The organism is Streptococcus mitis, assembly GCF_003942795.1.
GTDB classification, from domain to species: domain Bacteria; phylum Bacillota; class Bacilli; order Lactobacillales; family Streptococcaceae; genus Streptococcus; species Streptococcus mitis_BJ.
This window is the reverse complement of record NZ_RJNY01000003.1, coordinates 64,078-88,772: the sequence shown is the minus strand read 5'-3', so window position 1 is coordinate 88,772 and position 24,695 is coordinate 64,078. Positions and strand designations below refer to the sequence as shown.

The 24,695-nt window shown below is 40.5% G+C and carries 31 protein-coding genes; 1 reads left to right on the top strand and 30 read right to left on the bottom strand.

Annotated elements, in window-relative coordinates; all coding sequences use genetic code 11:
• Positions 1–15 precede the first annotated feature (15 nt).
• From rseP to leuS, 15 genes are all read right to left on the bottom strand, one after another.
• Positions 16–1,272, bottom strand: coding sequence for an RIP metalloprotease RseP (rseP, locus tag D8847_RS02475; RefSeq protein WP_125840491.1), 1,257 nt, complete (start codon positions 1,270–1,272; stop codon positions 16–18).
• Between the two features lie 15 nt (positions 1,273–1,287).
• Positions 1,288–2,091, bottom strand: coding sequence for a phosphatidate cytidylyltransferase (locus D8847_RS02470; RefSeq protein WP_125840490.1), 804 nt, complete (start codon positions 2,089–2,091; stop codon positions 1,288–1,290).
• Between the two features lie 8 nt (positions 2,092–2,099).
• Positions 2,100–2,858: an isoprenyl transferase gene (locus D8847_RS02465; protein ID WP_125840489.1), complete on the bottom strand. Its 759-nt coding sequence runs from the start codon at positions 2,856–2,858 to the stop codon at positions 2,100–2,102.
• A gap of 209 nt (positions 2,859–3,067) precedes the next feature.
• The gene (locus D8847_RS02460; protein WP_125840488.1) at positions 3,068–3,652 is read right to left on the bottom strand and encodes a nucleotidyltransferase family protein; all 585 of its coding nucleotides are present in this window, start codon (positions 3,650–3,652) and stop codon (positions 3,068–3,070) included.
• Positions 3,633–4,631 carry a Holliday junction branch migration DNA helicase RuvB gene (ruvB, locus tag D8847_RS02455; RefSeq protein ID WP_125840487.1) on the bottom strand — a complete coding sequence of 333 codons (999 nt, stop codon included), beginning with the start codon at positions 4,629–4,631 and terminating at the stop codon, positions 3,633–3,635. The genes D8847_RS02460 and ruvB overlap by 20 nt, the downstream gene beginning before the upstream one ends.
• A gap of 487 nt (positions 4,632–5,118) precedes the next feature.
• Positions 5,119–5,535: a GNAT family N-acetyltransferase gene (locus D8847_RS02450; protein WP_125840486.1), complete on the bottom strand. Its 417-nt coding sequence runs from the start codon at positions 5,533–5,535 to the stop codon at positions 5,119–5,121.
• A gap of 11 nt (positions 5,536–5,546) precedes the next feature.
• A complete protein-coding gene (locus D8847_RS02445) occupies positions 5,547–6,242 on the bottom strand; it encodes a GNAT family N-acetyltransferase (RefSeq protein ID WP_125840485.1) in 696 nt (231 codons plus the stop codon).
• A 93-nt stretch (positions 6,243–6,335) separates the two neighbouring features.
• Positions 6,336–6,755: a DUF3021 domain-containing protein gene (locus tag D8847_RS02440; protein ID WP_000825486.1), complete on the bottom strand. Its 420-nt coding sequence runs from the start codon at positions 6,753–6,755 to the stop codon at positions 6,336–6,338.
• 9 nt (positions 6,756–6,764) lie between these two features.
• A complete protein-coding gene (locus tag D8847_RS02435) occupies positions 6,765–7,220 on the bottom strand; it encodes a LytTR family DNA-binding domain-containing protein (RefSeq protein WP_000701938.1) in 456 nt (151 codons plus the stop codon).
• An 18-nt stretch (positions 7,221–7,238) separates the two neighbouring features.
• Positions 7,239–8,081, bottom strand: coding sequence for an ABC transporter permease (locus D8847_RS02430; RefSeq protein WP_125840484.1), 843 nt, complete (start codon positions 8,079–8,081; stop codon positions 7,239–7,241).
• Positions 8,081–8,947, bottom strand: a complete 867-nt coding sequence (locus tag D8847_RS02425; protein ID WP_125840483.1) for an ABC transporter ATP-binding protein — start codon at positions 8,945–8,947, stop codon at positions 8,081–8,083. The genes D8847_RS02430 and D8847_RS02425 overlap by 1 nt, the downstream gene beginning before the upstream one ends.
• A 494-nt stretch (positions 8,948–9,441) precedes the next feature.
• On the bottom strand, positions 9,442–9,855 hold the full coding sequence (locus D8847_RS02415) for a YjdF family protein (RefSeq protein WP_125441878.1): 414 nt from the start codon (positions 9,853–9,855) through the stop codon (positions 9,442–9,444).
• Positions 9,856–9,994: 139 nt separating this feature from the next.
• The gene (locus tag D8847_RS02410) at positions 9,995–11,227 is read right to left on the bottom strand and encodes an acyl-CoA thioesterase/bile acid-CoA:amino acid N-acyltransferase family protein (protein WP_125840482.1); all 1,233 of its coding nucleotides are present in this window, start codon (positions 11,225–11,227) and stop codon (positions 9,995–9,997) included.
• A gap of 55 nt (positions 11,228–11,282) precedes the next feature.
• On the bottom strand, positions 11,283–11,738 hold the full coding sequence (locus tag D8847_RS02405) for a MarR family winged helix-turn-helix transcriptional regulator (protein ID WP_125840481.1): 456 nt from the start codon (positions 11,736–11,738) through the stop codon (positions 11,283–11,285).
• Between the two features lie 175 nt (positions 11,739–11,913).
• A complete protein-coding gene (gene leuS / locus D8847_RS02400; protein WP_125840480.1) occupies positions 11,914–14,415 on the bottom strand; it encodes a leucine--tRNA ligase in 2,502 nt (833 codons plus the stop codon).
• 168 nt (positions 14,416–14,583) lie between these two features.
• On the opposite strand from leuS, the gene D8847_RS02395 reads away from it, so the two are divergent.
• Complete coding sequence (locus D8847_RS02395; RefSeq protein ID WP_125840479.1) at positions 14,584–15,147, top strand: methyltransferase family protein; 564 nt, start codon at positions 14,584–14,586, stop codon at positions 15,145–15,147.
• Positions 15,148–15,426: 279 nt separating this feature from the next.
• Here the strand turns inward: D8847_RS02395 and D8847_RS02390 are convergent, their stop codons facing one another.
• From D8847_RS02390 to rplR, 15 genes are all read right to left on the bottom strand, one after another.
• Positions 15,427–16,119, bottom strand: coding sequence for a histidine phosphatase family protein (locus tag D8847_RS02390; RefSeq protein ID WP_125840478.1), 693 nt, complete (start codon positions 16,117–16,119; stop codon positions 15,427–15,429).
• 236 nt (positions 16,120–16,355) lie between these two features.
• A complete protein-coding gene (locus D8847_RS02385) occupies positions 16,356–17,693 on the bottom strand; it encodes a PFL family protein (protein WP_125840477.1) in 1,338 nt (445 codons plus the stop codon).
• Positions 17,694–17,702: 9 nt separating this feature from the next.
• Positions 17,703–17,969, bottom strand: a complete 267-nt coding sequence (locus D8847_RS02380; protein WP_009729700.1) for an ACT domain-containing protein — start codon at positions 17,967–17,969, stop codon at positions 17,703–17,705.
• A gap of 263 nt (positions 17,970–18,232) precedes the next feature.
• Positions 18,233–18,619 (bottom strand): 50S ribosomal protein L17, encoded by a 387-nt coding sequence (gene rplQ / locus D8847_RS02375; protein ID WP_000331493.1) that lies wholly within the window; start codon positions 18,617–18,619, stop codon positions 18,233–18,235.
• 11 nt (positions 18,620–18,630) lie between these two features.
• Complete coding sequence (locus D8847_RS02370) at positions 18,631–19,566, bottom strand: DNA-directed RNA polymerase subunit alpha (RefSeq protein WP_125840476.1); 936 nt, start codon at positions 19,564–19,566, stop codon at positions 18,631–18,633.
• Positions 19,567–19,608: 42 nt separating this feature from the next.
• A complete protein-coding gene (gene rpsK, locus D8847_RS02365) occupies positions 19,609–19,992 on the bottom strand; it encodes a 30S ribosomal protein S11 (protein WP_001118385.1) in 384 nt (127 codons plus the stop codon).
• 17 nt (positions 19,993–20,009) lie between these two features.
• Positions 20,010–20,375, bottom strand: coding sequence for a 30S ribosomal protein S13 (gene rpsM / locus D8847_RS02360; RefSeq protein WP_000090786.1), 366 nt, complete (start codon positions 20,373–20,375; stop codon positions 20,010–20,012).
• A 17-nt stretch (positions 20,376–20,392) separates the two neighbouring features.
• Positions 20,393–20,509, bottom strand: coding sequence for a 50S ribosomal protein L36 (gene rpmJ, locus D8847_RS02355; RefSeq protein ID WP_001808836.1), 117 nt, complete (start codon positions 20,507–20,509; stop codon positions 20,393–20,395).
• A gap of 24 nt (positions 20,510–20,533) precedes the next feature.
• On the bottom strand, positions 20,534–20,752 hold the full coding sequence (infA, locus tag D8847_RS02350; RefSeq protein WP_001029883.1) for a translation initiation factor IF-1: 219 nt from the start codon (positions 20,750–20,752) through the stop codon (positions 20,534–20,536).
• 116 nt (positions 20,753–20,868) lie between these two features.
• A complete protein-coding gene (locus tag D8847_RS02345) occupies positions 20,869–21,507 on the bottom strand; it encodes an adenylate kinase (RefSeq protein WP_049538522.1) in 639 nt (212 codons plus the stop codon).
• A 145-nt stretch (positions 21,508–21,652) separates the two neighbouring features.
• Positions 21,653–22,963 carry a preprotein translocase subunit SecY gene (gene secY, locus D8847_RS02340; RefSeq protein WP_125840475.1) on the bottom strand — a complete coding sequence of 437 codons (1,311 nt, stop codon included), beginning with the start codon at positions 22,961–22,963 and terminating at the stop codon, positions 21,653–21,655.
• A gap of 12 nt (positions 22,964–22,975) precedes the next feature.
• Entirely contained in the window at positions 22,976–23,416 is a 441-nt protein-coding gene (gene rplO, locus D8847_RS02335) for a 50S ribosomal protein L15 (protein WP_000766089.1), read from the bottom strand.
• 144 nt (positions 23,417–23,560) lie between these two features.
• Entirely contained in the window at positions 23,561–23,743 is a 183-nt protein-coding gene (gene rpmD / locus D8847_RS02330; RefSeq protein WP_000057241.1) for a 50S ribosomal protein L30, read from the bottom strand.
• Between the two features lie 13 nt (positions 23,744–23,756).
• Positions 23,757–24,251, bottom strand: coding sequence for a 30S ribosomal protein S5 (rpsE, locus tag D8847_RS02325; RefSeq protein ID WP_000874204.1), 495 nt, complete (start codon positions 24,249–24,251; stop codon positions 23,757–23,759).
• A 17-nt stretch (positions 24,252–24,268) separates the two neighbouring features.
• Entirely contained in the window at positions 24,269–24,625 is a 357-nt protein-coding gene (rplR, locus tag D8847_RS02320; protein ID WP_000624044.1) for a 50S ribosomal protein L18, read from the bottom strand.
• Positions 24,626–24,695 lie beyond the last annotated feature (70 nt).

The following is a 24,695-nucleotide window of genomic DNA, read 5'->3' as shown; positions in this document are numbered from 1 at the left end:
ATATTCCTCGATTATCTAAAAGAAGAGTCGCATAATGTCATTCCAGGTCACAGCTAGCATCAAGACAACCATGATAACTACACCAGCCATGGTGACATAGGTTTCAATTTCTTGTTTAAGGGGTTTCCGGCGGATAGCCTCTAAGATATTGAGCACAATCTTTCCACCATCCAAAGCCGGGATCGGAATCAAGTTAAAAATTCCAATATTGATGGAAATCATGGCTAGGAAGTAGAGGACATTCTCAATACCATTTTTAGCAGCATCGCTACTTGCCTTAAAGATGGCAACGGGACCACCGAGTTTGTTCAAGTCTGGATGGAAAATCAAGTTTTTCAGAGCCGAAAGAATACGGAGCCCTGAGTCAGCAGCGGTTGTAAAGCCACCAACAAACATGGACAGAAAGTCTGACTTGACTCCCGGTTGAACCCCGAGAATGTAACGTCCTTGATTCTCTTCTGGCGTCACAGTTACTTGTTTTTCGCTACCATTTTCAGAAATGGTCACATCCAAGGTCGGAGCGGTCTTGTCCTTGGTATCTGCTTCCACAGCCTGGGTTAAGTCTTGCCAATTTTTAACCTCATGCGAGCCGACCTTAGTAATTTGAGCTGTCTCAGCTACACCCACCTTAGCCAAAGCTCCCTCTGGCATGACGTGAAAGAGGTTTGTCTGAGTATCTCTAACACCGCCCTGCAAAAAGATCAAGATCCAAAAAACAACAACACCTAAGATAAAGTTATTCATAGGACCTGCAAAGTTGGTGATGAGCTTGCCCCAGATAGAAGCATTTTGATACTGTACATCCAGAGGAGCGATGCGCACTTCGGTTCCATCTTCTTCAACAACCGTTGCATCATGATCCACTGCAAAAGTCTTTTCTTCTTCCAGGACCAACCCCTTGATAAAGAGCTTTTCTTCAAAGTCAAACTGAGTTACCTGCATAGGAAGAGCCGTTTGATCCAGTTTCTTTCCTGAGAGGTTGATCCGTTTGACCTTACCATCGTCGGCAAGTGTTAAACTGACCGGGGTTCCTGTTTTGATCTCTGTCGCATCATCACCCCAACCAGCCATACGAACATACCCTCCTAAAGGAAGGATCCGAATGGTATAAGCAGTGCCGTCCTTACCGATATGGGCAAAAATCTTGGGGCCCATACCAATAGCAAATTCACGAACTAGAATGCCTGATTTCTTGGCAAAGTAAAAATGTCCAAACTCATGCACCACCACTATAATCCCAAAAACGAGGATAAAGGTTAGCAATCCAATCATTCAATCTTCCTTTCTTTAAAACAGGCCAAATAAGTGCATCATTGGAAACACAACCAACATGCTGTCAAAGCGATCTAATACACCGCCATGTCCAGGGATAAATTTTCCAGAATCCTTGACACCGAAATGGCGTTTCATGGCACTCTCAATCAAGTCACCAAACTGGCCTGCCACACTGAAGAATGCGGCAAAAAGACTCATCCTATAAATTCCATAGGGAAGAGCAACTGTACTGTCCACTAGCATGAAGAGTACTGTTATCAGTACAGCACCTAGAATCCCCCCAACAAAGCCCTCAATACTCTTATTAGGAGAAACTCTCGGGGCTAACTTATGCTTGCCAAAATTCACCCCCGTCAGATAAGCTGCACTATCTGTTGCCCAAACGATAAAGAGAGCCAGAAGAACCTTATCAAATCCAGCTATACGAGCGTCTAGTAAGGCATTGAAGCCAAAACCAACATAGAAACTCACAGCAATCGGAAAGGCAGCATCTTCAATCGTATAGTTTTTACTGAAAACAGTCGTTCCTAACATAATTGTAATCAAAACACTGTAGGCAACTACATTGCCATCAACCGGCAAAAAAGTTAGGTAATTTTCTAAGGGGATTGTGAGTTCAAAGGTTGCAAGGAGGGTCAAGGTGCCCTCAATGGTCATAGTCTTTAGTCCCTTCATATGCAGAAGCTCATGAACAGCCAGCATAGCTATCAAGCCAATTCCTATCTGCAACAAGAGCCCACCAACAAACAAGACGGGAAGGAAGATAAGCAGAGCCAGTCCAGCAAACAGTGTTCTCTCTTGTAAATCCTTGGTCATATTTTCTCCTAAACTCCTCCAAATCGGCGTTGTCGACGATTGTAGGCAAGAATTGCTTCCTGCAAGGCTGCCTCGTCAAAATCAGGCCACAGGGTATCCGTAAAATAGAGCTCACTATACGCCCCCTGCCATGGAAGGAAATTGCTCAAGCGTAATTCTCCACTTGTACGAATAATCAAGTCCGGATCTCGCACATCCTTAGGCAAATGTTGGGTGAAGAGATAGTTGCCAATCAATTCCTCTGTGATATCACCCGGTTTGATTTTCGCATCTAAAACATCCTGAGAAATCAGCTTAACAGTCTGCGTAATTTCAGCACGACCACCGTAGTTAAGCGCAAAATTGAGAATCAAGCCCGTATTGTTCTTGGTCAATTCCTCTGCTTTTTTCAAAGCTTCAAAAGTCGGCTTAGGCAAACGGTCTGTCTCTCCAATCATCTGAATCTTAACGTTATTTGCGTGCAATTCAGGGACGTAGTTATCATAAAATTCGACTGGCAAGTTCATGATAAACTTGACTTCTTGATCTGGGCGTGTCCAATTTTCCGTTGAAAAGGCATAAACCGTGATGACCTTAACGCCCAGTTTGTTGGCTGCCTTGGTCACCTTTTGGAGGGATTCCATCCCTGCCTTGTGTCCGAAAACCCGTGGTTGCATGCGTCTCTTAGCCCAGCGGCCATTCCCATCCATGATGATGCCAATATGATTAGGAACCTGTCTTGGAACCTCTACTTCTGCAGCTTTATCTTTCTTAAAAAATCCAAACATGATCTTATTCCTATTCAAAAATCTATCGTTTTATTATACCATACTTCCCTATTTTCTTCTATTGCTAAGTTACTATCATTACTTGTAAGTAACAAAAAATAAGCCGCCTGATTGGGCGACTTTATTTTATAGGGAGATTATTATGAAAAAGTTTTAGGAGTTTAAGTTAAGTTTCTCTTAACTTATGGACTTAGTATACCGTTCCTAACTTAAACTTTTCTTAAGTTTTTTGAAAAAGTAAGATTTTCCCATTTTTCTTGCCAATTTTTCTTGGACAGGCGTTCTTGATAGAGCTCCATCCGGTCCTCATTCTCTAAAAAATGAGGAGTTGGGAAAACTTGGAAGTTCATAATATCCTCTAAACCATAAGGCGCAAAGAGCTCTAAAGTTGCGTCGGCATGCAAGCGAAGGCCTACCGCCGTGCAGCGCTCGGGATACTTACTCATAGCATCACGAGAACTTGTATAGGGTGAAGTGTGAGGACTGTGCTGATGCATATAGACCTGATTTTTCAACTCCCACTGGTACTGAGGAAAATCTTCTCTCAGCTTTTTCTCTAGGGATACTGTTTCCTCATAAGAAACATCTGGATCAAAGAAAATCACATCCACATCTGTTTCACGGTCAAAAGGCGATTTGTCTGACAAGAGATTCCAGATGAAATTCCTGACAGACCCTGCTGCCAACCAGGAGTCTTTCAGGCCAAGATCTTGGATGATAGTCAGAATGGTCATCATATCTGGATTTTTTCTAAAAATCTCTAGAATATCTTGCTCATTTTTCATTGTATTCATACCCTAAATGCTCATATGCCTTAGCAGTTGCCACCCGTCCAGAACGAGTTCGCATGATGAAACCTTTCTGAATCAGGTAGGGTTCGTACATGTCCTCCACCGTCTCGCGCTCCTCGGCAATATTAACAGAAAGGGTTCCCAGCCCGACTGGACCACCACCGTACATCTCAATCATGGTACGAAGGATTTTCTGGTCCACATAGTCTAACCCCTCATGGTCTACATCAAGCATAGTCAAGGCCTTATCCGTAATGATATCATCGATTAAGCCATCCCCCATTATCTGGGCAAAGTCGCGCACGCGCTTAAGGAGACGATTGGCAATACGAGGAGTTCCCCGACTGCGTAAGGCCAGCTCAGCAGCTGCTTCATGAGTAATTTCCATCTCAAAAATATCTGCCGTCCGCTCGACAACTTCCGTCAAGTCAGCATGGGCATAATACTCCATGTGACCTGTAATTCCAAAACGTGCCCGTAGTGGATTTGAGAGCATACCCGCACGGGTCGTCGCACCAATCAAGGTAAAAGGTGGTAACTCCAAATGAACACTGCGACTACCTTCACCAGCACCAATCATGATATCAATGTAGAAGTCCTCCATGGCACTATAAAGCACCTCTTCCACCGACATGGGCAAGCGATGAATTTCGTCAATAAAGAGGACATCTCCAGGTTCCAAATCATTCAAAATCGCTACCAAGTCACCCGCTTTTTCAATGACAGGACCTGACGTTTGCTTGAGATTGACTCCCAGTTCATTAGCAATGACAAAAGCCATGGTTGTTTTCCCAAGTCCTGGAGGGCCAAATAAGAGTACATGGTCCAGCGCCTCATCCCGCATTTTTGCTGCCTCAATAAAGATTTGCAGCTGGTCCTTGACCTTATCCTGCCCAATATATTCACGTAAATACTGAGGGCGGAGCGTACGTTCTACTAACTCCTCATCCCCCATGATTTCATTATCTAAAATTCTACTCATGGTTCTATTATATCAAAAATCCAAGCCACAAACAAAAAAGCCACCTGATTGGGTGGCCTCTTTAGGGAGATTATTATGAAAAAGAAAAGTTTAGGATTTCATTAAATAAAGGGTACTCAATGAAAATCGAAATCAGACTAGGCAGATAGACGCAAGCATAACTATAGTTAGCTAAGTCGACTCTAACGAAGGTTGGTGAGATTTTCGAAGAGTATTAGGAGGTCTTTATTTAATGATTATATAATACAAGATGAATCTTAAAGCTAACTTAACTTTTTCTCTGATTTATCATTTTTTAAAAAATTTTTTTCAAATGGATTTTTCCTCCCCAAGTCATAAAAAAGCCACCTGATTGGGTGACTTCTTTAGGAGATTATGATGAAAAAGAAAAGTTTAGGATTTCATTAAATAAAGTTAGGAGGTCTTTATTTAATGATTATATAATACAGGAAAAGGCTTAAACTTTACTTAAGAAAAAATAATTTTTTTATCTTTTTCGATCTACCCAAATCATTCCTGTACAATCATAAGTAGATAAGGTTTCAAATCCCAGAGAACGATAGAATCCCAAGGTTTTTTCTGTCAGTTCGGTCACTAGTTGGACTTGATAGGCATCTTTGAAGTCACCTAAAGCCTCTTTCATCAAGTTGCTACCAATCCCTTGGCGCTGATAGCTAGGCAAAACGAGCAAATCCTGGATAAAAATCGATGAAAAACCATCTCCGACTAAACGGACCAAGCCCACCACGGCATCACCATCAAGTGCCAGATAAATCGCTAATGAGTGAGACAAGGCTTTCTCCAACATCTGAGGTTGATGGGTATAATTTGTCCATCCAACTGCCTGATAAAGATGCAAAACATCCTCTAGCTTGACGATTTCTTGCTTTCTAATAGTTATCATCCCAACACCTCTTAGAATTCTCTCAAGCTCTTGTACTGCCGTCCATTTTTATCAAAATTTTCAGGAGCCAACCATGTTTCCAAACGAGCTTTAACTTGAGGCCAGTCCTTATCAATCATAGCGAGCCAATCCGTATCCCTCGTGCGCCCCTTATAAACAACTGCCTGGCGGAAGGTTCCTTCATAGACAAAGCCCAATCGTTCTGCTGCTCGTCTTGATGGCAGATTTAGAGCATCGCATTTCCACTCATAGCGACGATAGTTAAGCTCTTCAAAAACATAGCGAGCCAGAAGATATTGAGCCTCTGTTCCTATACGTGTTCCCCTGAGTTCTGGAGAAAAAGTGACAGCTCCCACTTCTATTACTCGGTTATTCTGGTCAATTCGCATGAGAGAAAAAGTTCCCAAGGCCTTACCAGTTGCCTTGTCTATAATCGCATAGTAAAAACGGTCCTTACGAGCCAACATCTGATTTAAAACGGTAACCAGTTTCTCCATATCTGCCACTGGTTCCTGAAAGAGATAGGTCCACATCTCCCAAGGAGTATCTGGACCATAAACAGCTAGTAAATCCTCCGCATGCTTTTCCAGCGAAAGAGCCTCTATTCGAGCGTAGCGCCCTTCTAAGAAATCAATGGAAGGCAATTCACCTGGTGTATAACCTTCCATTGACTCACCAATCATCTGACCATATTCATTTACTGGCATTGTTTTCTCCTTGTTTTACACTGAAAATACTATATCCTAAATTGCTCTATATGGAAACTAGCGTTCTCCTCAAACCTCATCCTCAACACTACATTAGTGATTCGTTTTCTTTCTTTTATCTTCTAAGGCTTGATTAATTCGTTGGGTGAGCTTGTGAGTTTGCCAGATCTGGTACAACCATATCAGTCCATAAATTAATAAGAAAAAGAACCAAAGCAAGGGACTCAACAATGCTGAACCCCAGCCAAAAAATAAGTAGGTCAATACTAAAATAGTAGCTGTCGCTAACAAATGAACTCCTACACGCATACTATAAGCAAGAAACTCTAGTCTTTCAAGGATTAAAGTCAATACCCCCATAATTCCACTCATCAAAAACAAAGCTAGAATATTTTTTGTCGTTGGCGCAGGATAGGTAATACCTGAATAAAACTGAGCCAATAACACCAAACTCAAATAAACAAAGGAGGCCGTACGCATTCCCGATACAAAATAAGCAATCAATCGCTTCATGATTTTCTCCTATAAACCTAGATAATCCATTAAGGACTTAACGTATTTCCGACTCACACTCGATTTGATACCCCGAGTCATCTTAGCCATCATGTTCCCTGAAAAGCTATCCGATAATGACTCTAAATGGTCAATGTTTATAACTGAATGACGCGATATCTGTATAAAGTTACGTCGATTAATTCGATTCTGAAAGTTTGTCAATGTTTCCTTAGTTTTATAAATCCCGTCTACCGTATAAATGGTCAACAAATTCTTATCGATATCTGCTAGAATAAGATCCTCAATTTTCACCATAACCAGATGATCATCCGTTCGAATAGGAATGACCACCTGATTGGTCGTTGAAAATTGTTCTAAATACTCCATGACCTCTCTTGCTTGGTCGGTTAACTGAGCTGCCTGAATTAAAATGTGTGGGTCTTTTTCTGAAAACTCTGTCTTCATTTCAAAACGAATCTTCATTTTCTCTCCAATACGTCTTTATTTTCTCTTGCTAAACACTTTAACAAATAAAAGCCAAAGAAGAATAGCGACGAGACTGATAATAACCACTATAAAGTATGTTTCTTCCTTTGTCAATAGTTCTTGCCAGTTGATTTGGATTCCCATTTTTTCTTGAAATTCCTGTAACAGACTGTTATTTCCTGAAAATGCAGTCTCTAACCGCTCTTTCATTAAGACTTGTCGATAGAGAGAAGCAATATAAGTTGCAGGGGTACATTTCATGAAAAGCTGTGCAGAATCAGGTAATACTCCAATGGGGATATAAGTTCCTACTAAAAATCCAGAAGCAGTTCCCACTATCGTTGCCAGTTTACCAAGGCTATCTACAGATTGAAAACGGTAAATCAAGAGAACATTTACCAAACTTGAAAGCAGACTGCTTAACAGCATAATCAAAGCGATTTCCGGTAAATGACTGATAACTGGGCTCTCTTTAAAATAAAAACTCATAACAGCATACATAAACACCTGCATGACAAAAGAAATAACAATACTACTGATTAGATAGGACGCCTGTAAGCCCCAGTTACCTAAATCTGTCAAGAAGAGATCTTGATCCACTTGATTTTCGCGGTCCTGAACCATTTGTTTAAGAGCCGTAAAACTGGTTGTCATCCCAGTCACAGCCAAGGTCCCACCCATCAGCCAGTTATTTAAAAGGTTCGTACTATTAGGGAGTTGGGACCAAGAATCCGTCAAGTTCTTCTGCAAAAAAATGATATAAAGGAGGAAGGAAATCAATGCCCCCAATAATGAGAAAAACACTCCCGAACGATTACGAAAATATAAGATAAAATTCCGTTTCAATAAAGCTAGCATTAGCGAACCTCTCTTCCTGTAAGTGCAATAAAGGCATCATCCATAGTACCTGGGCGAAACTCAAAAGAATCAATTTCTTCTCGAACTTTTGCCAAATATTCAATGGCTTCCTGTGACGTCCTTGGATAAAAAAGATATTCCAACTCATTTTCTTCCTCTACTGTCATTCCAGTCTGTAGCAACTTTTCTAAATCCTTCATTTCCTTAAAACGAATTTTTAGGATATTAGATGCATACTGACTTTTAATAGCAGTCGCAGAACCTTGCGCAATCACTTTCCCATGATCAACGATATAGATCTGATCCGCTTCATCTGCTTCATCCAGATAATGAGTCGTTAAGATAATAGTCATCCCTTCATCCTTTTGTAGTCGATACAGCAGATCCCAGATGGATTTGCGAGTCTGAATATCAAGACCTGTCGTTGGTTCATCCAAGAAAAGAATATCTGGTCGCGAAAGAAGAGCACGCGCAATATCAACCCGACGTTTTTGCCCACCTGACAAAGTTCCATAGAGTTGTTTCTGGAAAGCAGTCAAACCCAGTTGATGGATCAAATCATCCACACGACTTGCCACAATTTCCTTATACTGTTGAGCACGAATCGTGAGATTTTCCCTAACCGTCAACATCTCATCCAGTACACTAGCTTGAAAAACCACTCCGATTTTCGTATTTGGCACATATCGAATCTGACCTTGTGTCGGCTTTTTCAACCCGATTAACATGGAAATAGTGGTTGATTTCCCTGCACCATTGGGTCCCAAAATAGCATTGAAACTTCCTTTTTCAAACTCTAACTGAATATCATCGACAGCCATATGATTGCCGTACCGTTTAGTCAAATGTTTAGCTTGTAAAATCATATTTTTTCCTCCTCTTAACCACACTAGTTTAACAAAAAGAATGAAAGAAAAATCGACTTTTGAGATAAGCAGTTAAAATGAAAGGCTAAGTGGTAAAATAATGGGGGTTAAATTAAAGTAGAGCAGGCTCGTTTTTCTCCTATCGAATCACTAAAGGAAATTGAAAAACACTTACAACCACACATTATATTTTTAAATATGCGCTATAAAAGAGATGTTTTATAGTATCCGGCAGAAAACTCCAAGATCCGGTAGTATTGTTCTCGCTAAACCAAACAATAAAAAATGAATCAGAAATCATGGCACACACTCCCTTCTAGCAAAATGAAATTGCTGAATGGGATATGATTGAATTTGAAGCAAGCAAATATGGTCCTGAATTTGAAACTGCCATTAACGATAAGTCTATCTATTAGGAAAGAAATCTTCAATACAAGCAAAAATAGCTCTTGTTATCCAAGAAGAGCCGTTCTATTTTATGAAAGAGAGAGTCACTAGTGCCCCTTGTGCTTCTCTCTACGTTTTTGCTGTTTGCGTTCAAATTTCTCTTGCTTGAGCAATTGCTTTTGGAGACTGGACTGTTGTTTTGAATGCTTTTTTCGTTCCTCATGCTGCAACTGTAAAAGCTCTTGTGACTTAGAAGAAACTTCCTGCTTCACCTGTTTCTTTACAGCTCGTTGCAGACGCTTCGGATTCTTAATCTTCACATGCTGTTTGACTGTCGCCTCTGAACTAAAAGATAACCGAACAAACTGAATCTGTATAAGTCTCAAAATTTCATCCTCTTTTGGTTCCTGACCAAATGTCACACGACAAACTTGATAAGTTCCCTCACACTCTTGTTCAAACAATCCATGCCAAAATCCATCTTCAAAATAAACTGTCAAGCCAATTGAAACGATTTCCACGACAGCACCTCCTTAAATCTATCCCTAAGAATGGACAACCAAGGAGGAAGGTTACTGATAGGCTTGCCTACGTCTGGACTACCAACCAGAACTGTGTTTTTATCTTAGTTGGAACTATTATAGCACGGTTCAGCACTATCTACAAATTTTTCAGATGTGTATCAAAAAAATTTATCGTGGCAAACCAAGAGTCTTCACTTTCTTTCATTAATAAGCGCCAATCTTTTCGATAACGATGATTCGGTTGATAAGCAACCGTCAACATATGCCCCGTTTCATGGTATTTTTTAAACAAAATGGATTTCCCTTTATAATGTGAAATAATATCATCTATCGCGGATGACGCATTCCATATTTCATCAACATCGCTTCCTAGCAATAATAAAGGAGAGGAAATTTTACTCACATCAATCTGAGCCCTACTATCTTCCGAAATATGTTTTCCAAAAAACTTGTTTAACAAATAATTTCCTAGTTGAAATTTTTGATACGGAAGTTCTTTTTGCAAATATGTCCAAGAAGATGAATGAGAGTTGAGTTTTCCCTTTATTCCCTCAAATATTACATTTGAGGGGGAATTGAGTACCAAACATTGCACATCATCCAAAATACTTTGTCCAGCCAAAACAAGCTCTGCTCCTTTAGAACGACCATATATTCCTATTTTTGTATTATCAACTTGAGGATGATGATATAGAAAATTTTTCGCTTCCTCCAGACATTCTATCGGAATTCGTTCTAAGTTTTGGGGTAACCCCTCTAAACCAAAATAAGCTATCGCAAGACAAATATAGCCTCTAGAAGATAAAAGTTGGGCAATGTTCTGAGCTTTTTCAATTCTTCCCTCACTACCACTAACAATAATCACGGCTGGCGCCTTTCTTAACTTTTCATCATAAAATAATCGACCTTGAAAATGCTTATCATAAATATCTTGATACCTTATTCCCAGATTCATATAACGCCTTACAAAACTTTGCTCCGTGACCACATCTTTCCCCAGCCTGATTTTAATTTCAACACCGAAACAATCTCGCAATGGAATTCTATCAAGAGAACTGGGTAATCTCCTTTTCCTATTCTTCAACGGTTTCGCATTAAAGAACAAGCCCATTTCTGAAACTCCTTTATAAGATCCCGAAATAGATGCTGTCTGAGAGGTATCAATCATACCGCCCTGATCAGTTAAAAAAATTGCGGTTGATTTCCACACGACATCATGATCTAAAAGTAAGGGAGCATTTATACAGTAATAATCAGACAGGTACATTTCTACACAATACCTTGTCCTTGGTTCTAAACCATTGATAGTAATATAAAAAGATTCATCTGCTAAGTCAGTTTGTGAAATCAGTTCAATGTTTACAGTCATATCTTCTCCTTTTGTTAATACACTTAACAACCCAATTTAAAATTTACCGTGACTTTCACCACGGTAATCCTCCCCATACATTTTCAATATCATCCATCAATTTCACAACTGTTTGAAGCTCCCCCTCGCTATAGTTGTTTAAAACTGAAAAGACCGATTCTTCAATATATGCTTGTTGCTCCTTATGGATTTTAAAAACTTCGATGCCTTTTTCAGATAATCTCAAATATTTATTTTTCCCATTATTCGGAGCAAAATCAAAAACAACTAAATTTTTTTGAATTAATCTCCTAACACTTTGAGTTATTGCACTTCTCGAAACTTTTAATAATTCAGATAATTTCACTAGATTTAAGGGCTGATTTTTCCCAATCACAACAATCAAATGTACCTCATTCAACGTAATGGATTTGTCAATACTAATTTTATGTTGATTTTTTTTTAGCTGTTCAAATGCTAAAATAAATCTATTGAAACGATTATTAAATGTAATAAATTCTTTTTTATCCATAATCTCTCTTTTCTTTGTTAATTATATTAACAAAATAGAAACTTCTTGTCAAATAAAAATCCTCCAGATTCTACTCTGAAGGATTTCTATCTTATTTCACAACGATATTAACGAGTTTAGTTGGTTCAAACAGTTTAAGAAACTGTCCGAGGTTTGAAATCAGCAAATCAACTGATTACTTCGTTACAATATTCACCAGTTTATTCGGTACTGCAATCACCTTCACGATTTCCTTGCCGTCAATTTCTGCTTTAACTTTTTCATCTGCTAGAGCGATTTCTTGCAATTCTTCGCGTGATAGGTCTTTAGCAACCATCAATTTGGCACGGACTTTACCTTTGATTTGGACGACGATTTCGATTTCGTCTTCAACCAATTTACTCTCGTCCCATGCTGGCCAAGCCACGTAAGAGATGGATTCACCTGTTGCTGCAACTGTTTGCCAGAGTTCTTCTGCTAAGTGAGGTGCAAATGGGGCAATCAATTGGATAAAGCCTTTGGCATAGTCCACATAGAGTTTGTCTTCCTTGTTAGCAGCGTTGACAAAGACCATAAGTTGGGCAATGGCTGTGTTGAATTTCATGGACTCGATTTGCTCAGTAACAGATTTAACGGTTTCGTTATAAACCTTGTCAAGAGCACCATTATTTTCCGCAACAATTTCTTTACTTGTGATCAAACGGTATACACGGTCAAGGAATTTACGGCTTCCTTCCAAACCTTCTTCTGACCAAGCGATGGAAGCGTCAAGTGGTCCCATGAACATTTCATAAACACGAAGGGTATCGGCACCATATTGTTCCACCACATCGTCTGGGTTAACAACGTTCTTGAGCGATTTAGACATCTTAGCTGGCGCTTGCTCCAACTCTTCTCCTGTTTCCACATGGAAGAAAGAACCGTCACGTTTTTCAACCTTATCAGTCGCTACAAGAGCTCCACGGTGGTCACGGTAGCTTGTTCCCAAAATCATTCCTTGGTTAAAGAGTTTTTGGAATGGTTCCTTAGTCGGAACAACACCGAGGTCATAGAGGAATTTGTGCCAGAAACGAGCATAAAGCAAGTGAAGAACGGCATGCTCTGCACCACCCACGTAGATATCTACTGGCAACCATTGTTTGAGAAGATCCTCATCGGCCAATTTTTCTGTGTTATGTGGGTCGATATAGCGGAGGTAGTACCAACTCGAACCTGCCCATTGTGGCATGGTGTTGGTTTCACGACGACCTTTGACGCCATCTTCACGAGTTACTTCCAACCAGTCAGTCAAGTTAGCCAATGGACTCTCCCCAGTACCTGAAGGGCGAATGTCCTTGGTTACAGGCAAGACAAGTGGCAATTTATTTTCAGGGACAGCTGTTGAAGTTCCATCTTCCCACTGAATGATTGGAATTGGCTCACCCCAGTAACGTTGACGGCTAAAGAGCCAGTCACGGAGACGGTAGGTGACTTTTTCTTGACCGCAGCCTTTTTCTTCCAACCAAGCCACAATTTTAGCAATAGCGTCTTCTTTGTTAAGGCCATCTAGGAAGTCTGAATTGACATGAAGACCATCTTCTGTGTAGGCAGCTTCTGCTACATTTCCACCTTCAAGCACTTCTACGATTGGAAGGTCAAATTGTTTGGCAAATTCCCAGTCACGTTGGTCATGGGCAGGCACAGCCATTACCGCACCTGTACCATAGCTAGCAAGAACATAGTCGGCAATCCAGATTGGAATTTCCTTGCCATTGACAGGGTTGATGGCATAAGCGCCCGTCCAAACCCCTGTTTTTTCCTTGGCAAGGTCTGTACGAGCCAAGTCAGACTTGAGACTAGCTTGGTGTTTGTAGTCCGCTACAGCCTCAGCTTGTTCAGCTGTTGTGATGGCATCTACCAAGTCATGCTCAGGAGCCAAGACTGTGAAGGTCGCACCGAAAAGCGTATCAGGACGAGTAGTAAAGACGGTAAATTCCTTGTCAGTCCCTTTTACTTTGAAGGTTACATTGGCACCAGTTGATTTCCCGATCCAGTTACGTTGCATATCCTTGATAGACTCTGGCCAATCAAGCTCATCCAAGTCAGTCAGCAAGCGCTCTGCATAGGCCGTGATTTTAAGCATCCATTGGCGCATTGGTTTGCGGACAACGGGATAGCCACCACGCTCAGAAGTTCCATCAGGAAGCACTTCTTCGTTGGCGATAGCTGTTCCTAGTTCCTCAACCCAGTTTACCGGTACTTCCGCTTCATAGGCCAAACCTTTTTCGTAAAGCTTGGTGAAGATCCACTGAGTCCATTTGTAGTAATTTGGATCTGTTGTGTTGACTTCACGATCCCAGTCGTAAGAAAATCCAAGCGCATTGATTTGACGTTTGAAGTTGGCAATGTTTTCCGCTGTAAATTCTGCTGGGTCATTACCTGTATCCATAGCGTACTGCTCAGCTGGCAAACCAAAGGCATCCCATCCCATTGGGTGAAGGACGTTGTATCCTTGCGCACGTTTGTAACGGCTGAGGATATCAGTTGCAGTATAACCTTCTGGGTGTCCTACGTGCAATCCAGCTCCTGAAGGATATGGGAACATATCGAGAGCATAAAACTTCGGTTTTGATGCATCTGTTCCTGTCTTAAATGTATGATGTTCTGCCCAGTAGCCCTGCCACTTAGGCTCAATTTCTTTATGATTGTAAAAACTCATGGTCTCTCCCCAATTTTATGATGTTACTATTATACCATTTTCAAGAGATTTTTACAGATGAAATCATGAAGTTTCCATTGATACCTATTACAAAACATACTCTAACTATTTCCTTTTAATTGACCACCAAAATTGAAAGTTGTATAATGCTAGCTGGAGGAAATAATCATGGATTTACAAACTATTTTTGCATATGGGTTCATTCTCATTTTCATCATCACAGAAACGTGGATTAAAAGGAAAACAAAATCAAACAATGAAAATAACTCTGAAGACAAAGGAAGTCGTTACATCATTATTGGTAGTGTTGTTTGTTGTCTTCTATTAATGAATGAACAACTTCTACCTTCTATAGCTCAATTGCCACATTTTTTGATCTATATTGGAATTTTCCTTTCTCTAGCCGGCTTTGTATTACGTATCTATGCAGTTAATTATCTTGGGAAGAATTTTACACTTGCGGTTCAAACAACAGATAGTCAGCAGTTGGTAGAAGCAGGTCCCTACTCTATAGTAAGAAATCCTGCCTATACTGGTAGCATCGTATCCATACTTGGCTTGTCAATTGTTTCATTAAATCCTCTCACAATTATTATTTGTCTCATTCTATTGGTAGTTGGTTACAGTATTCGATTAAAAGTAGAAGAAAAAGCCTTATACAATCATTTTGGAAAAGCATATGAAACATACTGTCAAAAGGTTCGCTATCGAATTTTCCCTTATATTTGGTAATTTCATTCAAATATAACATATCTTTCAACTAGGTTTGACTGATTGCTAAACATGATAAATATTTTTTTAATGAAGGATTGAGTTTTGCGTTATGCAAGATTCAATCCTTTTAGCTTGATTTCATTCTGTCTATATCTCCTTTATGGTATTATTCTCGAAAATGATTCTAGCCTTCCTTTCATAACATCACATCCCCCAAAAATTTTTACTTTTTCGGAACTATTGATTTAAATCATATCCTTTAACTCAAAATTAGCTCCTAATCGGAGCTAACTTCTATTAACTATTTGTCTCTAACATCTTCTCACGTCCGAGCTCTCGATAGCTACGGTCACCAACAACTTCGACTGTAAATTGACCGTTCTCATATCCAAGAATCGTTACACTACCATTATCCAGACCATGCGGATGCATGCCATTGATCAGATAAACAATGGTACCAATGGTCATTCCATGGCTGACGACGAGGGCATTACCCCCACCTTGTTCTTCCATTTCTTTAGCAATAGCTTCAAAGCCTTCCTTGATTCGACCACTGAGTTTTTCCCAACCTTCAGCCCAACCAGCTGTATCAACCTCTACCAAACCCTCAGCCAGTTCAGCATAAGACAACTGATGAACATGGTCCACATTGAAAATTCTCGGAATCAACCCCATAAAGAGGTCCCCATCATAGGCCCCATCAAAACTACCAAAACACCACTCACGGATTCGCTTATCCATGCGGTAAGGGATTTTTCCCTCCAAACCAAGTTCTTCTAGGATAATTCCCATAGTTTGAATGGTGCGCCCTGAATCGCTGGAATAAGCGCGGTCAAATTGTAAACCAGACTCTCTCAAGCCAACTCCTAGTTCATGGATTCCCAACTCACCTTCTGCAGTTAGAGGCGTATCACTCCATCCTTGAGCACGTCCAATCGTGTTAAACATCGTTTTCCCATGACGGACCAAGTACAATCTTACTTTAGACATTTTCTATCCTCCATTTTCTTCTATTATATCATGGATCAAAGAAATATTCGGTTTTCAAAAGTGAAGCCAACATTTGTAAATTATCCAAAAGAAAAGCTACCCTCATGGTAGCTTCCCTAGGAGATTATTATGAAAAAGTTTAGGATTTCTATTAAATAAAGTTAGGAGGTCTTTATTTAATGATTATAGTATACACAGTCATCCTTAAACTCAACTTAAATCTTCTCTCTTTTTTATTAATTTTTAAAACTATGGATTGGAGCTGGGATTTGCCCACCGCGAGAAATGAAATCAACAGACGAAGCCCCGTTGACTTTCATCACTGGAGCTGTCCCTAGCAATCCACCAAACTCAATCATATCGCCTTCTTTGCCCTTTGGAATGATACGGACAGCTGTTGTTTTCATGTTAATAACACCGATTGCCGCCTCATCCGCAATCATAGCCGCAATGGTCTCAGCAGGCGTATCTTCCGGAATGGCAATCATATCCAGTCCAACTGAACAGATAGCCGTCATGGCTTCTAGTTTCTCTAAATTCAGAGAGCCATCTTGCACCGCAGCAATCATCCCCTCATCTTCAGAGACAGGGATAAAGGCACCTGACAAGCCACCGACCTGGTTACAAGCCATCACTCCGCCCTTCTTAACTTGGTCATTCAAAAGAGCGAGGGCAGCCGTCGTCCCATGCGTACCAACTGTTTCTAGGCCCATTTCTTCAAGAACACGTGCCACAGAATCACCAACCGCAGGAGTAGGCGCCAAGCTTAGGTCTACTATCCCAAAGTCGACTCCAAGCCGTTCACTTGCCATTTGACCAACTAGCTGACCAATACGAGTGATCTTAAAGGCTGTTTTCTTAACCGTCTCAGCTACTACATCAAAACTCTGACCACGAACTTTCTCCAAGGCGCGTTTGACAACACCAGGACCCGAAACTCCAACATTGATGATGACATCTGCTTCACCGACACCATGAAAGGCCCCCGCCATAAAAGGATTGTCCTCAACAGCGTTAGCAAATACGACTAATTTGGCAGCTCCCATATCTGATAAGTTCGCTGTTTCCTTGACGATACGTCCCACATCTGCAACTGCAGTCATGTTGATGCCTGACTTGGTTGAGCCAATATTGACGGACGAACAGACCTTGTCTGTCTCAGCTAGAGCACGGGGGATAGAATTGATAAGAACCTCATCTCCTTTTTGATAGCCCTTTTGTACCAAAGCCGAAAAACCACCAATAAAGTCAACACCAATCTCCTTGGCAGCCTTGTCGAGAGCCTTAGCCAAAACAACATAGTCCGTCGCGTCAGTCGCTGCTCCAATCAAGGAAATCGGAGTCACCGATACCCGTTTATTAACAATAGGAATCCCAAGTTCTGCAGCAATTTCATCTCCCACAGCCACTAGATTCGCAGCTTTAGTGGTGATTTTTTGGTAAATTTTTTCAGCAGCACGTTCGATATCCGGATCAATACAGTCCAAAAGGGAAATCCCCATGGTGATGGTTCTGATATCGAAGTTCTGCTCTTCAATCATGGCAATGGTTTCCGTAACTTGTCTAATATCCATGATAACCTCCTAGATATTGTACATAGCATCAAAAATCGCTGCACTTTGAATATTGATTTTGACATTCAGTGTTTGACCAAAGTTTTCAAACTCATTTCTAAGAGTGGTAAAATCCTGCTTTTCGTCACTAGAAACGACTGCCATCATGGTAAAATATTCGTCCAACACCGTCTGAGAAATATCGTCAATATTCAAACCCAACTCTGCAATCTTAGTAGACACACCTGCAACAATCCCAGCCTTGTCCTTACCAACCACTGTAATAATAGCCTTCATCCTTATACCCCATTTCTACAATTTTTAGAAAACCTGAACGTTTTTGATTTTCTTTTTTCCTAGTATAGCATATTTCCATAGAAAATACTAAAAAACGCCTGCTTACGAAGTTGTTCTTAAGAAAAAAACAATTTCGTAAACAAGCGTCTACCCTATCAAATGATGATGAGTGTTCCCGCCAGGACCGAAGTCCCAGCGGTAGACCAGAGCTAGACTAAGAGCACAAGACTCCATCATCATAACACTCAACAAAATTGATGATTTTATACTAATTCGATGATCGCCATTGGCGCAGCATCACCACGACGTGGTTCAGTTTTAAGGATACGAGTGTATCCACCGTTACGTTCAGCATAACGAGGTGCGATTTCTGAGAACAATTTTTGAAGTGCTGTAGTAGAAGTGTACTTATCAGTTGCTTCATCATAGTTTTCAGATGCGATTTCATTACGTACAAAAGCAGCTGCTTGACGACGTGCATGCAAATCACCACGTTTACCTAGAGTAATCATTTTTTCAACAGTTTTACGGATTTCTTTAGCACGAGCTTCAGTTGTCACGATTGATTCGTTGATCAAAAGGTCAGTTGTCAAATCGCGAAGCATTGCTTTACGTTGTGAGCTAGTGCGTCCTAGTTTACGGTAAGCCATGTATTCCTCCTTTATTTATCTTTTAATCCAAGACCCAAGTCAATGAGTTTGAGTTTCACTTCTTCCAAACTCTTACGTCCAAGATTTCGTACTTTCATCATCTCTGCTTCAGATTTTTCTGTCAAATCATGCACCGTATTGATACCGGCACGTTTCAAACAGTTATATGAACGCACAGACAAGTCCAGTTCCTCAATCGTACGATCCAAAACACGGTCGTCCGATTCAGTATCAGCTTCTTTCATCACTTCAGTTGACTTAGCAATCTCTGTAAGATTTGTAAACAAATCAAGATGTTCTGTCAAGATACGTGCTGAAAGCCCTAAAGCATCTTCTGGAATAATTGTTCCATTTGTCAAGATTTCAAGGGTTAATTTGTCAAAACCATCGTTACTACCTACACGAGCAGGTTCAACTTGATAGTTGACTTTTGTAACTGGTGTATAAATAGAATCTACAGCAAGTGTTCCAACTGGCGCATTATCTTTTTTGTTTTCATCAGCAGGCACATATCCACGACCACTGTTAACAGTCATTGTCGCCTTTAGAGAAGAACCTTCACCGATTGTAAAGAGATAATGATCTGGATTTACAATCTCAATATCACTGTCAGTCAAAATATCTCCAGCTGTAATTTCAGCAGGACCTTCAACGTCAAGCTCAATGATTTTTTCGTCTTCAACGTATGATTTCACTGCAATTCCTTTAATGTTCAGAATGATTTGCATCACGTCTTCACGAACACCTGGAACTGTGTCAAACTCATGTAACACACCATCAATGTTGATAGATGTCACAGCTGCCCCTGGTAGAGAAGCTAGTAGTACACGACGAAGAGAGTTACCAAGAGTTGTACCGTAGCCACGTTCAAGTGGTTCGATTACAAACTTGCCATAATCTTTATTTTCATCAATTTTTGTTATATTTGGTTTTTCAAACTCAATCATTTAGTTACTCCCTCTTAAACGAAAAGCAGTGTAATGCGATGATTATACACGGCGACGTTTTGGAGGACGAGCACCATTGTGTGGCACTGGAGTCACATCACGAATTGCTGTTACTTCAAGACCAGCGGCAGCAAGCGCACGAATAGCTGACTCACGACCAGAACCTGGACCTTTTACAGTAACTTCAACTGATTTAAGACCGTGTTCTTGTGCAGATTTAGCAGCAGCTTCAGAAGCCATTTGAGCAGCGAATGGTGTAGATTTACGAGAACCTTTGAAACCAAGAGCACCAGCTGATGACCAAGCAATTGCATTACCATGCACATCAGTAATCATAACAATAGTGTTATTAAATGTAGCGTGAATATGAGCAATACCAGATTCGATATTCTTTTTCACACGACGTTTACGTGTTGGTTTAGCCAAGACTTTCACCTCCTATATTATTTTTTCTTACCAGCAATCGCAACAGCTTTACCTTTACGAGTGCGAGCATTATTTTTAGTGTTTTGTCCACGGACAGGAAGTCCACGACGGTGACGAATACCACGGTATGAACCGATTTCCATCAAACGTTTAATGTTCAAGTTTACTTCACGACGAAGGTCACCTTCAACTTTGATTGCATCCACTTCACGACGGATAGCATCTTCTTGATCTGATGTAAGGTCACGTACACGAACATCTTCTGAGATTCCAGCAGCAGCCAAAATTTTCTTAGATGTTGAAAGTCCGATACCATAAACGTAAGTCAATGAGATTACTACGCGTTTGTCATTTGGAATGTCAACTCCAGCAATACGAGCCATGTTTTCTCCTTTCTATCTTATCCTTGACGTTGTTTGTGTTTTGGATTTGCTGGGCAAATTACCATAACACGACCATTACGACGAATTACTTTACAGTATTCGCAAATTGGTTTGACCGATGGTCTTACTTTCATTTCTTATCCCTCCAAGTTTTTCGATTATTTAAAGCGGTAAGTGATACGTCCACGTGTCAAGTCATATGGACTCATCTCGACAGTAACACGATCTCCCGCTAAAATACGAATATAGTTTTTACGAATTTTACCAGAAACTGTTGCTAAAATCTGATGTCCATTTTCAAGTTCAACCGTAAACATTGCGTTCGGCATTGTATCGACTACTTTGCCTTCAACTTCAATCACATCGTCTTTTGCCACGCAAAAGCACCTCCATAAATTTCGATTCGATGCCTCAAGACACAGAGGCAACAATTATAAGTCAGACTATCTCATTATAACATTTGTCGCGATTTTTTGCAAGTACGAAAAACGCTTTATTTCAAATTTGTCAATACTTTTTCGATGTCTTTGAACACATCATTGATATCTTGATTTCCTTCGATATCGTGGACCAAACCTTTAGCACGATAGTGAGCAATGATTGGTTCACCTTGTGCAATATTCACATCCAAACGACGTTTAACTGTCTCAGGTTTATCATCTTCACGTTGGTAGTAATCCTCTTCTTTGTAGTCAACTGGTGGATTGAAAACTTTGTGGAAAGTTTCACCTGTTTTGCGGTGAATGATACGGCCACTCAAGCGTTCCAAGAGACAGTCTGGATTNACTTCGATGTTGATTACTCCTTCAAGTTCAATACCAAGTTCAGCCAATGTTTCATCCAAGGCATGAGCTTGTTCAATCGTACGTGGGTAACCATCTAACAAGAAACCTGTTTTTTTGATATCGTCCTGTGAAAGGCGTTCTTTAACAATACCATTTGTGACTTCGTCTGGGACCAACTCACCTTTGTCAATGTATGACTTTGCGAGTACACCCATTTCAGTTTGATTAGCCATTGCAGCACGGAACATATCGCCTGTTGAGATATGTGCAACATGGAATTTCTCCACAATTTTAGCTGCTTGCGTTCCCTTACCTGCTCCAGGTAAGCCCATAATCAAAAGATTCATGATAGGATCTCCTTATTTTGTATTTAAATAGAAGCAGAAATTCGTTTCAACCCCTATTTAAAAACAAAATAGAAGAGGGGAGACGAAAATCTCTCTGATAGATAGACCTTCATACTCCACTCTCTAAGCAAAAGTAATTTTGCTTTTATTCTGTTTTGTCCATGAAACCAACATACTTACGTTTTAATAGGTAACCTTCAAGTTGTTTGATTCCTTCGATACCGGTTGAGATAATGATCAAAAGACTAGTTCCCCCAAAAGCAACAGCTTCTGAAAGGCCAAATACATCTTTAGCTACGATAGGTAAGATAGAAATGACACCTAGGAAGAGAGAGCCGACAGTAGCAAGACGACGAAGAAGTTTCGACATGTATTCTTCTGTCCCTTTACCAGGACGGACCCCATGAATGTAGGCTCCACTCTTTTGCAAGTTTTCTGCTGCCTTCTCTGGATTGATCTGTACAAACGTATAGAAGAATGTAAAGAGAATGATTAACAAGGCATACATAGCAACACCTGTCGGAGATGTTGTAGATAACATTTCCTGTGCTGTACGTACCCAAGCCCAATCATGACCTGTAGCACTCAAAAACTGAAGAATGGCTGCAGGTGCTGCTGTAATGGAACTTGCAAAGATAACTGGGATAACCCCCGCTGGGTTCACCTTCAATGGAAGGTATGAGCTTGATGGGGCTCCTTGAGCAACTTTTGTATATTGGATTGGAATTTTATATTCTGCCTGTTGAACAAAGGTTGTAAAGTAAACAATCAACAAGACAGCGATAATCAAAATAACGACAAAGATAATAGATGAAGTCAAACGGCTACTTGGAATATTGACGAAGTAGTCAACATAGATGCCTTTAATCATCTCAGGAATTGAAGCAACAATACCTGCAAAGATAATCATAGAAACACCATTTCCGTATCCCTTATCTGTAATTTGTTCCCCGAGCCAAGTTACAATCATACTACCTGCTGTGAGGATGATCCCAATGGTAACAAAGACTTGTGGAGTTAAATTTGTCGTTAATAATTTCGCTCCAGATAGAGTATTAAACCCTGCTGTAATCCCGATAGATTGAACAAATGCAAGCACCAGTGCAATATAACGAGTAGCCTGGTTTAGTTTTCTCCGTCCTACTTCCCCTTGTTTGCCCCATTCTACAAACTTCGGTAAAATATCCATTTGTAGCAATTGAACAACGATAGAAGCAGTGATGTACGGACTTACACCAAGTGCAAAAACGGAGAAGTTCTTCATGGCATTCCCTGAAACAAGACTAAGCATGTTTAAGAAAGATAAACCACTGAGAGCTTCTAAACTTTTTGCATTCACCCCTGGAACAGTAATACTTGTCCCAATACGGAAAACAAGAATGATAAAAATTGTAAAGAGAATTTTTGATCGAACTTGTTTAACCTTGAGAGCTTCTTTTAATAATTTAAAAAACATGGGTCACCTCTCTTAGATGACTTCTACAGAACCACCTTTAGCAGTGATAGCTTCCTCAGCTGATTTAGAGAATTTAGCTGCTTTCACAGTCAATTTCTTAGTCAATTCACCGTTACCAAGAATTTTAACGCCTGATTTTTCAGCTTTCACAATTCCTGCTTCGATAAGCACAACTGGAGTCACTTCAGCACCATCTTCAAAGACGTTCAATTGGTCAAGGTTTACAATTGCGTATTCTTTAGCGTTGATGTTAGTGAATCCACGTTTTGGAAGACGACGGAACAATGGAGTTTGTCCACCTTCAAAACCAAGGCGAACTCCGCCACCGCTACGAGCTTTTTGACCTTTTTGACCGCGACCAGATGTTTTACCGTTACCTGATGAAGTACCACGACCAACACGGTTACGTACTTTACGAGAACCTTCTGCAGGTTTCAATTCATGAAGTTTCATTATTATTTTCTCCTCTTTTGTAAAATGCTAGCGCCGATAAGAGAGAAAAGGTTGTCTCCCTTATCAACTCGCCTATACATTTGTCATTTTAAATGACTATATCTAGTTTTAGGGGATGAGTATTGCCACATCCCCTAAAAATCATTAGTTTACTTCTTCAACTGTTACCAAGTGAGATACTGCAGTGATCATACCACGGATAGCAGCGTTGTCTTCTTTGATAACAGAGCTGTTCAATTTGCCAAGTCCAAGTGCTACAACAGTTTTACGTTGTGATGGAATGCGTCCGATTGGAGACTTAGTCAAAGTAATTTTAATTTGAGCCATTTTATCCCCTTTCTTATGCCAAATCAGAAACTGAAATACCACGAAGGGCAGCAACTTCTTCAGCGCGTTTCAATTGTTTCAAACCTTCAACAGTTGCGCGAACAATGTTGATTGGAGTGTTAGAACCAAGTGATTTAGATGTAATATCTGCCACACCTGCCAATTCCACAACGGCACGAACCGCACCACCAGCGGCAACTCCAGAACCTTCTACAGCAGGTTTCAACAATACTTTAGCTCCACCGAATTCTGAAAGAACTTCGTGTGGGATTGTTGTTCCAACCATAGGAACTTCAATCAAGTTTTTCTTAGCATCTTCTACTGCTTTGCGGATTGCTTCTGGAACTTCTTGAGCCTTACCAGTACCAAATCCTACACGACCGTTGTGGTCACCGACAACAACAAGAGCTGCGAAACGAAGACGACGTCCACCTTTAACAACTTTTGTAACACGGTTGACAGCAACTACGCGTTCTTCTAATTCAACTGCATTGTCTTTAAATGCCATTTTCTAGTGTCCTCCTATTAGAATTTCAATCCGTTTTCACGAGCTGCATCAGCCAAAGCTTTCACACGTCCGTGATATAGATATCCACCGCGGTCGAACACCACTTCTGAAATACCTTTAGCGTTTGCACGTTCTGCAACGAGTTTACCGACAGCAACGGCTTGTTCAGTTTTAGTTCCTTTTGAAACTTCTTTGTCAAGAGTTGAAGCACTTGCGAGCGTTACACCCGCTACGTCATCAATCACTTGAGCGTAGATGCCTGTATTAGAACGGAATACGTTCAAACGTGGGCGATCAGCAGTTCCAGAGAGTTTTCCGCGAACGCGACGGTGACGTTTTTGACGGAGTTTGTTTTTATCTGGTTTAGAAATCACAGTTTTCACCTCTTTAGTTTTAAATCGCGTGCTATGCACAAAATGGGAAAATAGGTTGGTGGTTGAAAAT

What these genes read in the sequence shown, in the direction of transcription:
- rseP (WP_125840491.1), bottom strand. Translation starts at nt 1,272, where the DNA reads ATGATTGGATTGCTAACCTTTATCCTCGTTTTTGGGATTATAGTGGTG.
- D8847_RS02470 (WP_125840490.1), bottom strand. Translation starts at nt 2,091, where the DNA reads ATGACCAAGGATTTACAAGAGAGAACACTGTTTGCTGGACTGGCTCTG.
- D8847_RS02465 (WP_125840489.1), bottom strand. Translation starts at nt 2,858, where the DNA reads ATGTTTGGATTTTTTAAGAAAGATAAAGCTGCAGAAGTAGAGGTTCCA.
- D8847_RS02460 (WP_125840488.1), bottom strand. Translation starts at nt 3,652, where the DNA reads ATGAATACAATGAAAAATGAGCAAGATATTCTAGAGATTTTTAGAAAA.
- ruvB (WP_125840487.1), bottom strand. Translation starts at nt 4,631, where the DNA reads ATGAGTAGAATTTTAGATAATGAAATCATGGGGGATGAGGAGTTAGTA.
- D8847_RS02450 (WP_125840486.1), bottom strand. Translation starts at nt 5,535, where the DNA reads ATGATAACTATTAGAAAGCAAGAAATCGTCAAGCTAGAGGATGTTTTG.
- D8847_RS02445 (WP_125840485.1), bottom strand. Translation starts at nt 6,242, where the DNA reads ATGCCAGTAAATGAATATGGTCAGATGATTGGTGAGTCAATGGAAGGT.
- D8847_RS02440 (WP_000825486.1), bottom strand. Translation starts at nt 6,755, where the DNA reads ATGAAGCGATTGATTGCTTATTTTGTATCGGGAATGCGTACGGCCTCC.
- D8847_RS02435 (WP_000701938.1), bottom strand. Translation starts at nt 7,220, where the DNA reads ATGAAGATTCGTTTTGAAATGAAGACAGAGTTTTCAGAAAAAGACCCA.
- D8847_RS02430 (WP_125840484.1), bottom strand. Translation starts at nt 8,081, where the DNA reads ATGCTAGCTTTATTGAAACGGAATTTTATCTTATATTTTCGTAATCGT.
- D8847_RS02425 (WP_125840483.1), bottom strand. Translation starts at nt 8,947, where the DNA reads ATGATTTTACAAGCTAAACATTTGACTAAACGGTACGGCAATCATATG.
- D8847_RS02410 (WP_125840482.1), bottom strand. Translation starts at nt 11,227, where the DNA reads ATGACTGTAAACATTGAACTGATTTCACAAACTGACTTAGCAGATGAA.
- D8847_RS02405 (WP_125840481.1), bottom strand. Translation starts at nt 11,738, where the DNA reads ATGGATAAAAAAGAATTTATTACATTTAATAATCGTTTCAATAGATTT.
- leuS (WP_125840480.1), bottom strand. Translation starts at nt 14,415, where the DNA reads ATGAGTTTTTACAATCATAAAGAAATTGAGCCTAAGTGGCAGGGCTAC.
- D8847_RS02395 (WP_125840479.1), top strand. Translation starts at nt 14,584, where the DNA reads ATGGATTTACAAACTATTTTTGCATATGGGTTCATTCTCATTTTCATC.
- D8847_RS02390 (WP_125840478.1), bottom strand. Translation starts at nt 16,119, where the DNA reads ATGTCTAAAGTAAGATTGTACTTGGTCCGTCATGGGAAAACGATGTTT.
- D8847_RS02385 (WP_125840477.1), bottom strand. Translation starts at nt 17,693, where the DNA reads ATGGATATTAGACAAGTTACGGAAACCATTGCCATGATTGAAGAGCAG.
- D8847_RS02380 (WP_009729700.1), bottom strand. Translation starts at nt 17,969, where the DNA reads ATGAAGGCTATTATTACAGTGGTTGGTAAGGACAAGGCTGGGATTGTT.
- rplQ (WP_000331493.1), bottom strand. Translation starts at nt 18,619, where the DNA reads ATGGCTTACCGTAAACTAGGACGCACTAGCTCACAACGTAAAGCAATG.
- D8847_RS02370 (WP_125840476.1), bottom strand. Translation starts at nt 19,566, where the DNA reads ATGATTGAGTTTGAAAAACCAAATATAACAAAAATTGATGAAAATAAA.
- rpsM (WP_000090786.1), bottom strand. Translation starts at nt 20,375, where the DNA reads ATGGCTCGTATTGCTGGAGTTGACATTCCAAATGACAAACGCGTAGTA.
- rpmJ (WP_001808836.1), bottom strand. Translation starts at nt 20,509, where the DNA reads ATGAAAGTAAGACCATCGGTCAAACCAATTTGCGAATACTGTAAAGTA.
- secY (WP_125840475.1), bottom strand. Translation starts at nt 22,963, where the DNA reads ATGTTTTTTAAATTATTAAAAGAAGCTCTCAAGGTTAAACAAGTTCGA.
- rplO (WP_000766089.1), bottom strand. Translation starts at nt 23,416, where the DNA reads ATGAAACTTCATGAATTGAAACCTGCAGAAGGTTCTCGTAAAGTACGT.
- rpmD (WP_000057241.1), bottom strand. Translation starts at nt 23,743, where the DNA reads ATGGCTCAAATTAAAATTACTTTGACTAAGTCTCCAATCGGACGCATT.
- rpsE (WP_000874204.1), bottom strand. Translation starts at nt 24,251, where the DNA reads ATGGCATTTAAAGACAATGCAGTTGAATTAGAAGAACGCGTAGTTGCT.